Origin of the sequence: Pigmentiphaga aceris (assembly GCF_008119665.1) — a bacterium.
Lineage (GTDB): Bacteria > Pseudomonadota > Gammaproteobacteria > Burkholderiales > Burkholderiaceae_B > Pigmentiphaga > Pigmentiphaga aceris.
In genome coordinates this window covers 4,663,531-4,673,208 of sequence record NZ_CP043046.1, presented here as the reverse complement: position 1 = coordinate 4,673,208, position 9,678 = coordinate 4,663,531, and the positions used below count along the sequence as shown (strand labels likewise).

At 61.8% G+C, this 9,678-nt stretch carries 7 protein-coding genes; 3 read left to right on the top strand and 4 right to left on the bottom strand.

Features of this window, described 5'->3' with window-relative positions:
* Positions 1 to 16: 16 nt before the first annotated feature.
* Both FXN63_RS20275 and FXN63_RS20270 read right to left on the bottom strand, forming a co-directional pair.
* A complete protein-coding gene (locus FXN63_RS20275) occupies positions 17 to 1,432 on the bottom strand; it encodes an undecaprenyl-phosphate glucose phosphotransferase (protein ID WP_187394961.1) in 1,416 nt (471 codons plus the stop codon).
* An 11-nt stretch (positions 1,433 to 1,443) separates the two neighbouring features.
* On the bottom strand, positions 1,444 to 2,235 hold the full coding sequence (locus FXN63_RS20270) for a WecB/TagA/CpsF family glycosyltransferase (RefSeq protein ID WP_246164910.1): 792 nt from the start codon (positions 2,233 to 2,235) through the stop codon (positions 1,444 to 1,446).
* Positions 2,236 to 2,456: 221 nt separating this feature from the next.
* On the opposite strand from FXN63_RS20270, the gene FXN63_RS20265 reads away from it, so the two are divergent.
* From FXN63_RS20265 to glcF, 3 genes are read left to right on the top strand one after another with little or no spacing between them, the layout of a single operon-like run.
* Positions 2,457 to 3,956 (top strand): FAD-linked oxidase C-terminal domain-containing protein, encoded by a 1,500-nt coding sequence (locus FXN63_RS20265; RefSeq protein ID WP_148816961.1) that lies wholly within the window; start codon positions 2,457 to 2,459, stop codon positions 3,954 to 3,956.
* Between the two features lie 59 nt (positions 3,957 to 4,015).
* Entirely contained in the window at positions 4,016 to 5,098 is a 1,083-nt protein-coding gene (gene glcE / locus FXN63_RS20260; protein WP_148816960.1) for a glycolate oxidase subunit GlcE, read from the top strand.
* Between the two features lie 6 nt (positions 5,099 to 5,104).
* Positions 5,105 to 6,334 (top strand): glycolate oxidase subunit GlcF, encoded by a 1,230-nt coding sequence (gene glcF, locus FXN63_RS20255; RefSeq protein WP_148816959.1) that lies wholly within the window; start codon positions 5,105 to 5,107, stop codon positions 6,332 to 6,334.
* A gap of 102 nt (positions 6,335 to 6,436) precedes the next feature.
* On the opposite strand, the gene FXN63_RS20250 is transcribed toward glcF, so the two are convergent.
* Positions 6,437 to 7,810 (bottom strand): sigma-54-dependent transcriptional regulator, encoded by a 1,374-nt coding sequence (locus FXN63_RS20250; protein WP_148816958.1) that lies wholly within the window; start codon positions 7,808 to 7,810, stop codon positions 6,437 to 6,439.
* Complete coding sequence (locus tag FXN63_RS20245) at positions 7,803 to 9,668, bottom strand: sensor histidine kinase (protein ID WP_187394960.1); 1,866 nt, start codon at positions 9,666 to 9,668, stop codon at positions 7,803 to 7,805. The genes FXN63_RS20250 and FXN63_RS20245 overlap by 8 nt, the downstream gene beginning before the upstream one ends.
* Positions 9,669 to 9,678 lie beyond the last annotated feature (10 nt).

Sequence of the window (9,678 nt, the reverse complement as noted above, 5' to 3'; positions counted from 1 at the left end):
GCGACGCGGTGAAGACTCAGTACGCCGCCTTGTCCCAGAAGAGGGTGCGCAAAGTCATGAACATGATTCGAATATCCAGATTGAGTGACCAGTTCTGGATGTAGTGATGATCGTATTCGATGCGACGTCGCATCTTGTCGAGTGTCTCGGTTTCACCGCGCAGGCCATTGACCTGGGCCCAGCCAGTGATGCCCGGTTTGACGGTGTGCCGCAGCATGTATCCGGTGATCAGGCTGCGGTACATCTCGTTGTGTGCGGCGGCGTGCGGTCGTGGGCCGACCAGGCTCATGTCGCCCATCAGCACATTGAAGAGCTGAGGCAATTCGTCCAGCGACGACTTTCGCAGGAATCGGCCCAATTTGGTCACGCGCGGGTCGCCCATCACCGCTTGCTTGACCATCGTGCTTTCTTCCACCGTCTGCTTGGTGTGCATGCTGCGGAATTTGAAGATCTGAATCGCTTCGCCGTTCAAGCCATATCGGGCTTGCCGGAAGAACACCGGGCCGGGGGACGTGAAGCGGATGCCCAGCGCAATCATCAACATGATCGGTGCCAGCATGGTCAGGGCAATTGCGCTCAACACCAGATCCACCGTGCGTTTCAGCAGACGCGACAGACCCAGGATGTGGTTCTCGTGCAGCGCCAGCAGCGGCACACCCGCGATATCGGTACTGGCCATCGTGAAATAGCCGAACAGGCGTGCTTCGGGCACCAGGTAGATCGAGGCGGTCGAATTTCCCAGGGCCTGCGCAACTTCCCGTTCTTTTTCCTGTTGCAGCACACGCATGCCAACAAACACCACGTGGTAGGTGTTGGTGGATATAGCCTTCAAGGCGTCGTTCAGGTCACCCAGTCTGGGCAAGGGAGGCGGAATGTCGATGGCGGTGACGATCCGATCGGGGTTGGCACTTGGCGGTTCACCGTAATAGCCAGCCACCTCAATACCCAGCACGGGCGAACGGCGCAGGCGCATGCCCAGCAGATTTGCTTCGTCTCCGGGCAGCAGGAAGATGGCCTTGCGCACCTCGCTTGCGCTGGCATAAAGCCCCAACGCCGATTTGCGCATGACGATCAACGCCAGCAACAGCACCGGCAAGGTCAGCAGCGCCCATAGCTCCATCATTTCCCTGGGCACGGACGCGTTCATGCTGGGCACCAGGAAGTAGGCCATCAGCACGATCACCATCAGGTTGATCCAGCGGCCGATGGCGCGCCTGGCCATGTACAAGGTGCGGCGCGCGCTGAGCAGCAGCGGGAAGCGATAGAAGATCGTGAAAGTGCTGACGGCAATCACCAGTAGCAGGCTTTTGTCGTTCATTTCTACTTCCCAGCGCCATTGAAGGCCCAGGAACAGGGCAACGGCCAGCACGGCGCTGCCCGCACCAGCCAGTACAAAGAAAAGACGGTCATGTCGCGTCAGGCGTTCCGACATTGCGTTCGCCTTCAGTTGCTGGCGTCGCGGCTGCGACGCCATTCCCGCCAAAGCAGGCTCAGGAACTTCCGGTCATCGACCAGATAACGACGCCATAGACGACGGGGGTTGCTGCCGAGCCGCCACAGCCACTCGAAGCCGGATTTCTGCACTGCCAGCGGCGCACGCCGCTGCAGACCAAGCGCGAAGTCCATTGCCGCGCCCACACACAGCACCACACCGCCACGCAGCGCGGGCGCGTGATGCAAGGCCCAGGTTTCCTGTTTCGGCATGCCAAGGCACACGAATATCAATTGCGGGGCGTACTCACGAATCCACTGTGCTGCCGCGTTGCCCTCAGCGCCGACCGGGTCGAACTGCATGGACGGGCAACGAATTTCAACCTGCAAACCCGGATAGGTCTTTGCAAACAGGGCTTTCAGCGTGGCTTCCTGGCCAGGCATGCCGCCCAGCATCGCAATTCGCCAACCATGACGCGCAGCTTCCTTGCACAGCGCAACGGTCAGATCCGATCCGGTCACGCGTTCCGGCAACGGGCGGCCCAACATGCGGCTGGCCCATACCAAGGGCATGCCATCTGCAAACAGATAATCCGCATGGGCATACCGGGCACGAAATGCCGGCATGCCATCGAGTCGCACCAGATGGTCCACATTGGGCGTGGCGACAACCTTGGCACCATTGCCGGAATGTGTCGCTTCTGTGACCAGCAATGTCACTGCTTGAGCAAAGTCGACAGCGACCAGATCAAGATCGAAAAGGCGTACACGCGGCGGATCGGATGCGGTGGAATGCGAATTCACGGGTGGAGACGAGGCCTTAGTATCAAAACCAAAACAAATGGTAAGCGAAAGAGGGTCAGTTGCAAGGGAAAACCCAGACGCTTCGCACAAACAACAACTTTGATTCTGTAACACCCTGCTTGTCATCTTTCAGCGTTTGCGAGGGTGTGACTTTGCGGGTTTCCTCCGCTGGTCCATCTCTTACGAGGCCGTTACGCTTTTGGATCAATGGAGAGTCACCAATGAACGCCCCCCTCGATGCTGCTCAGGATGCGTTGACGATTGCGCGCCGACAGGCCGAGGTCGTGGCGGCGCTGCGCCATGTGGTTCCCGAGCACTGCGTGATGTATCGCGAAGAAGAAGTTCGGCCTTACGAATGCGATGGCCTGTCGCTGTTCCGGGAACTGCCTATGGTGGTGGTGCTGCCGGAGACCGAGAGCCAGGTGCAGGAAATTCTTCGGCTGTGCAAGCGTTTGCAGGTGCCCGTGGTGGCGCGGGGCGCGGGTACGGGTCTGTCGGGGGGTGCCATGCCGCATGCCGGTGGTGTGTTGCTGGGCATGGCCAAGTTCAATCAGATTCGCAGGCTCGACGCCCGTACCTGTACGGCCGTGGTGCAGCCCGGGGTGCGCAATCTTGCGATCTCTGAAGCCGCCGCGCCCTACAACCTGTATTACGCGCCAGACCCATCCAGCCAGATCGCGTGCAGCATTGGCGGCAATGTGGCTGAAAATTCTGGCGGCGTGCATTGCCTGAAGTACGGGCTGACGGTGCACAACGTGTTGCGGGTTCGCATGGTCACCATGGATGGCGACATCGCAGAGCTGGGCAGCGAGGCATTGGATGCACCCGGTCTGGACCTGCTGGCGGTCTTCATCGGGTCGGAAGGCATGCTGGGCGTGGTGACGGAAGTGACCGTGAAGCTGGTGCCCAAACCTGCGCTGGCGCAGGTCATCATGGCCAGCTTTGATCATGTCGAGACGGCCGCCGATGCGGTTGCCGGCATCATTGCTGCCGGCATCATCCCGGCAGGGTTGGAGATGATGGACAAGCGCGCCACGGCCATCGTCGAACCCTTTGTGCAGGCGGGCTATGACCTGGACGCCGCCGCCATTTTGTTGTGCGAATCCGATGGCACCCCCGAGACGGTTGCTGCTGAAATTGCCCGCATGACCGATGTGTTCGAGCGCAGTGGTGCCACACGTATTCAAGTGTCGGCATCCGAAGCTGAACGGCTGCGCTTCTGGGCTGGGCGCAAGAACGCATTTCCCGCGGCCGGGCGCGCATCGCCTGATTATTACTGTATGGATGGCACCATTCCCCGCCGGCAGGTAGGCCGTGTGTTGCTGGCGATCCAGGAAATGGAAGTGCGCTACGACATGCGTTGCGCCAACGTTTTCCATGCCGGTGACGGCAATCTGCACCCGCTGATTCTGTTCGATGCCAACGACCCGGATTCAGTGCGTCGGGCCGAAGACTTCGGCGCGGAGATTCTGGAGCTATGTGTGCAGGTTGGCGGCACGGTTACCGGTGAACACGGCGTCGGCATCGAGAAGATCAACCAGATGTGCGTGCAATTCACGCGCGAAGAGCTGGATGCCTTCCATGCCGTCAAGCATGCCTTTGATCCGGGTGGTCTGTTGAATCCGAACAAGGTGATTCCGACGCTGGCGCGTTGCGCGGAATATGGACGCATGCATGTGCATGCCGGTGAACTGCGCTTTCCTGAGTTGCCCCGATTTTGATCTCACCATCTTTCCCCAATCCGCCATCCGACCCCTCCCTACAAGAAGACCCTGTACTCATGGATTCCTTGCTGTCCGACCTTCGCGCGCGGGTGATTCTTGCGCAGGCAAGCGGCAAACCTGTGTCCATTCACGGTGGCGGCACCAAAGACTTTCTGGGCATGAAAGGCACTGGCACCGCGCTGGACATGAGTCAGTACGCGGGCATCGTGAGTTACGAACCAACCGAATTGGTGGTGACAGCTCGCGCTGGCACCACGCTGGTCGAACTGGAGTCACTGCTGGCTGAAAACGGCCAGATGCTGGCGTTCGAACCTCCGCACTTCGGCCCTGGTGCGACGCTGGGCGGCTGTATTGCCACTGGCTTGTCCGGTCCCAGGCGGGCAGCAGCAGGGTCAGCGCGAGACTTCGTATTGGGCGTGAAGCTGCTGGATGCACACGGTCGGATGCTGACCTTCGGCGGCGAGGTCATGAAGAACGTGGCGGGGTATGACGTGTCGCGGATATTGACGGGGTCCTTGGGCATGCTGGGCGTGATGCTCGAAGTATCGGTAAAGGTCTTGCCCCGGCCCGAACGCGAATTGACCTTGCGTTACGCCATGCTCGAAGCCGCCGCCATCGAACGTCTGGCCGCATGGGGCGCGCAACCGCTGCCGATCACGGCCAGTTCCTGGGTGGCGGCAGACGGCGGCGGTGAGCTGCGCATTCGTCTGTCTGGCTCACCCAGCGCGGTGGATTCCGGGCGCGCGCGCCTGGGCGGTGACGTGGTGCCTGCTGCTGAAGCCGACGCATGGTGGCAATCCCTGCGTGAACAGACCCTGCCGTTCTTTGCCGCTCGCCCCCTGTGGCGCGTGTCGGTGCCGCCTGTCACGCCGCCGCTGGCATTGGGCGATACCGTCATCGAATGGAACGGCGGGCAGCGCTGGGTATCGACCACGCAACCTGCCGAGGCAGTGCGCAGCGCTGCCGCTGCATTGGGCGGCCACGCCACCTTGTTCCGGCCCGAATCGATCGACGAAGCACGTCGCGTGGGGGTATTCCACCCGCTTGATCCGGTGGTGGAAGGCATTCATCGCCGTCTGAAAAGCGAGTTCGATCCGCAGGGGATTTTCAACCCCGGCCGCATGTATTCCTACCTTTGAGCGACCATGCAAACCCATCTTGCCGACGAGTTCAAAGACACTGCCGACGGCCTGGAGGCGCAGGACATTCTGCGTCGCTGTGTGCACTGCGGATTCTGCCTGGCCACCTGTCCCACCTATCAGATACTGGGCGATGAGCGCGACAGCCCGCGTGGTCGCATCTATCTGATCAAACAGGTGCTGGAAGGCAAGCCTGCCACGGTGGAAACCCAGACCCACCTGGATCGCTGCCTGACCTGCCGCAACTGCGAAACCACCTGTCCGTCCGGGGTGCAGTATGGCCACCTGGTCGATATCGGCCGGCGTGTAGTGGATGCCCAGGTGCAGCGTCCGCCCGCCCAACAATTGCAACGCGATGTGCTGGGCAAGGGGCTGAATTCGCCCTTGTTCGGCGTGGCCATGCGGGCTGGTCAGATGCTGCATCCGCTGCTGCCCAAGGCGGTGAAAAACAAGGTGCCGCGCCGTCGTGCAGCCGGCCTGCGGCCGCGCAACGAGCATCCACGCCAGATATTGATCCTGGCGGGCTGCACACAGCCGTCGATGATTCCCGCCATCGACGCCGCAACCATCCGCCTGCTTGATGCCGTCGGCATGAGTACCCAGGTTGCGCGTGGCTCGGGTTGCTGTGGCGCAGTCAAGTTTCACTTGGACGACCAGGCGGGGGGCTTGGCGCAGATGCGCGCCAATATCGATGCGTGGGCACCGATGATCGAACGTGGCGAGGTGGAAGCCATTGTGATGAACGCGTCGGGCTGTGGTGCCACGGTGCGTGAGTACGGCCACCACCTGCGTGCCGACCCGGAATACGCTGAACGCGCACGTCTGGTGTCGGACCATGTGCGTGACATCGCAGAACTGCTGGCACCGCATGTGGCGGAACTGCGTGCCCGCATCGGCACCTTGCCTGCCGAGCGCGTCGCGTTTCATCCGCCGTGCACCTTGCAGCACTGGCAGGCGCTGCGTCCGGTAACCGAGAAGCTGCTGCGGGACCTTGGTTTCCACTTGCAGCCCTTCACCGAGGCGCATCTGTGTTGCGGGTCGGCGGGTACCTATTCAGTCTTGCAGCCAACGCTGTCGAAGACCTTGCGTGATCGCAAGCTGGGCCACATCTCGCAGGTGCGGCCGGAGATGATCCTGTCATCCAACATCGGGTGTCTGGTGCATCTGCAAGGCGGCACTGACATTCCAGTGCGGCATTGGGTCGAGGCGCTGGATGCAGCCTTGTTAGCTGCCTGACCTTGACAGCCTGAAAACGGACCCGCAAAAGAAAAGGGCTGATACGGTTGGATGCACCGTATCAGCCTTATTTCACCCACCCATCGCTCGCGCGGGATCTCATCAATCTGCTGTGCCGCCAAGTTCTGTCTCGCTGCTGCGGCGCGACAACCCATAACGACGCATCTTGTCGTACAGCGTCTTTCGGGGCAGGCCCAATGCGGTACCAGCGGCTGCCACATTCTGGTCATGACGCGCGAGCGCATCGACGATCACCTGGCGTTCGAAATCGTTGACCAAGTCGCTCAGTGATTGAGTCGTGTCGGCGGCCGGGGCAGAGGCTTCAGAAAGGAACGGGGCCGACAACACGCCCAACACAAAGCGATCTGCCACGTTGCGCAGTTCCCGGACATTGCCCGGCCAGTCGTAGGCGGTCAGGCGACGCATCAAGGCTTCCGGCACCAGTGGCGCTGGCCTGCGGTACTGCTCTGCGGCGTGCAGAATGAAGTGTTCGAACAGCAGCGCAATGTCTTCACGTCGCTCGCGCAGCGGCGGAATTTCCAGCACCACGATGCTCAGGCGGTAGTACAGGTCACTGCGGAATTTCTGGTCGCGTGCGGCCAGCAGCAGGTCGTCCTTGGTGGTGGCGATCACCCGCAGTTCGACTGGCACCACATCGTTGGAACCCAGACGCTCGATCTGGCGTTCCTGCAAGGCGCGCAGGAATTTCACCTGAAGGTTGAGCGGCATGGACTCGATTTCGTCCAGGAACAAGGTGCCACCGGCGGCATGTTCCAGCCGGCCGATGCGCTGTTTCACGGCCCCGGTGAACGCGCCCGACTCATGGCCGAACATCTCGCTTTCAAACAGCGGCTCCGGGATGGCCCCGCAGTTCACCGGTACAAAACGACCTTTGTTGCGCGATGAGAAATCATGCAGGCATCGCCCCACCATTTCCTTGCCGCTACCGGTTTCCCCGATGATCAGCACGTCAGGGGCGGCGTCGGCAATGTGCATAATGGTCTGGCGCAAGGCTTCCATCTGCGGTGATCTGCCGATCAGGCGGCTGGAAATATCGCGTTCGGTCTCGAAACGCTTGCGCAGGCTGTCGACTTCCAGCGTCAGCGCGCGTTTTTCCAGTGCGCGCAGCACGGCGCGGTGCAGGTCGGCGGTGGACAGCGGTTTTTCGATGAAGTCGTAGGCACCGGCACGCATGGCTTGCACGGCCATCGCCACGTCGCCATGACCGGTCACCAGAATGACCGGCAACTTGTCGTCGATGGCCAGCGCCGCTTCCATCAAGGCCAGGCCAGACATGCCGGGCATGCGGACATCGGTGACGACAATGCCGGGGAAACCGGCGCGCAAGCGTGCACGCGCCGACTCGCCCGAGTCATGGGGCTCGACCTTCAAGCCCTGCAGGCGCAGGGCCTGGGCACAGGCGAAACGCACGGCTTCGTCGTCGTCGACGAGCAATACGGTGAGGTCGTCATGCATGCAAGCTTTCCGTTTGTGGCGTAGCGGCCGGGACGTCGACCGTGAATTCGGCACCGCCGTCCGGCAGATTGCGCGCGTACAGCGAACCGCCGATATCGCGCAGGATTTTTTGAGAAATGGTCAGGCCCAGTCCAAGCCCGGCACCCGCCACTTTGGCAGTGACAAACGGGTCGAAAACGCGCGGCATGATGTCGTCAGGCACGCCCGGGCCGTTGTCGCAGATGGCAATCCGCACGCGGTTGCCGTTGCTGGTGACGACGATATCGATGCGCGGCGCGACGACGCCCGCCAATGCGTCGATGGCGTTCGACAGCAGATTGACGAATACCTGCTCCATACGACTGGGATCGCACAGAATCGCCACGCCTGACACGCCATGTTCCACCACCACGATGTCACGGGCGCGAATCCGTGCATCGAGCAGCAGGCTGGTGCTGTCCAGCATGGGAGCGACCGATGCGGCTTCCAGCGACACCGTTCCCTTGCGTGCAAACAGGCGCAACTGGCCTGTGATACCGGCCATGCGTTCAACCAGGCCCGCCATGCGTGCCACCGTGTCCAGCGCATCGTCGCGCATGTCGCGTTCAAGCAGCAGCTGGGTGTTTTCCGACAGCGCACGCAAGGCCGCCAGCGGTTGATTCAATTCATGGGTGATGCCGGCCGCCATCTGGCCCAGCACCGCCAGTTTGCCGGCGTGCACCAACTCGTCCTGTGTGGCGCGCAAGGCATCGGCGGTGCGTGCGCGTTCGCTGACTTCATCACGCAGCCTGGCATTGGCGCTCATCAATTCGTGGGTGCGCTCGCGCACCTTGTCTTCCAGCTCGCGCTTGGCGCGCAGCAGCGCATCACGCGCAGTACGTTCCTGCTTGCGGGCGCGGCGTCGCTGGATGATCAACAGAATGGCCAGCAAGGACAGTGCGGTAGCCAGCACGCTCAGCACACGGGCCAACATCACCACCAGACGCACCCCCGACAGGTCGGTGAAGCTCACCACCTGCCAGCCGAACTGGCCGACCGGGGCCTGCTTCATCAGCATGGGTTCGGCCCGGCTGGATTCCTCTCTGGTGCCCAGGGTGACCAGCGACGTACCTGGCGTCAGTTGGCGTTTCAGTTGCACGCCAATCGGGTCCAGGCGTTGCCCCTCGTATTGGCGTGTGCTGCGAAAGCGCGCCAGCACATCGGGGGGCAGGGGTTTCAGTGGTCGGTATTGCCAGTCGGGGGTCGAGCTGAGCAAGACCACACCGAGATCGTCAATCGCCACCGTGTGATTGGCGGGCGGTTGCCAACGCGCAGAAATACGCGCCAGTTCCAGCTTCACCACCACGACGCCTGCAGGTGATTCGGCGGGCATGGCTTCAGCAAAGAAGTAGCCGGGGCGATTGCTGGTCGTACCGATTCCCCAGAACTGCCCATGTCCGCGTCCCAAGGCTTCCTTGAAGTAGGGGCGGTAGGACAGGTCGATGCCAACGAAGGTCGTGGGGCTGTCCCAATTGCTGGCGGCAATGCCGACACCCGCTTCGTTCAGCACGTAGACCACATCGGTATCCAGGCGTCGGCTGAATTCCTGCAGATAACGATTGGCGCGATCGACACGCACCGGGTCATTGGGGAATTTGAGCACGTCCTGGATGGCAGGGTGCAATGCCGCCACGCCAGCAGCGTTGGCGTAGCGGTCGATGACTTCGTGCAACCGCATGGATTGCGTGCGGAGTTCCTGCGCCTGTTGACCGATCAATTGGTCAAGCTGGATGCGCCAGGTCCATTCGCCACCGGCCCAGGCCGCAAGGGCCAGCAGGGGGATGGCGGCCAGCAGGCGCAAGAGGCGCTGCCGGCGCTTGGCCGGGGAGGAATGCTGCATGTCTGCGAGT

Bases quoted from the DNA above. Each gene is read 5' to 3' on its own strand.
- FXN63_RS20275 (WP_187394961.1), bottom strand. From the start codon at position 1,432: ATGTCGGAACGCCTGACGCGACATGACCGTCTTTTCTTTGTACTGGCT.
- FXN63_RS20265 (WP_148816961.1), top strand. From the start codon at position 2,457: ATGAACGCCCCCCTCGATGCTGCTCAGGATGCGTTGACGATTGCGCGC.
- glcE (WP_148816960.1), top strand. From the start codon at position 4,016: ATGGATTCCTTGCTGTCCGACCTTCGCGCGCGGGTGATTCTTGCGCAG.
- glcF (WP_148816959.1), top strand. From the start codon at position 5,105: ATGCAAACCCATCTTGCCGACGAGTTCAAAGACACTGCCGACGGCCTG.
- FXN63_RS20250 (WP_148816958.1), bottom strand. From the start codon at position 7,810: ATGCATGACGACCTCACCGTATTGCTCGTCGACGACGACGAAGCCGTG.
- FXN63_RS20245 (WP_187394960.1), bottom strand. From the start codon at position 9,668: ATGCAGCATTCCTCCCCGGCCAAGCGCCGGCAGCGCCTCTTGCGCCTG.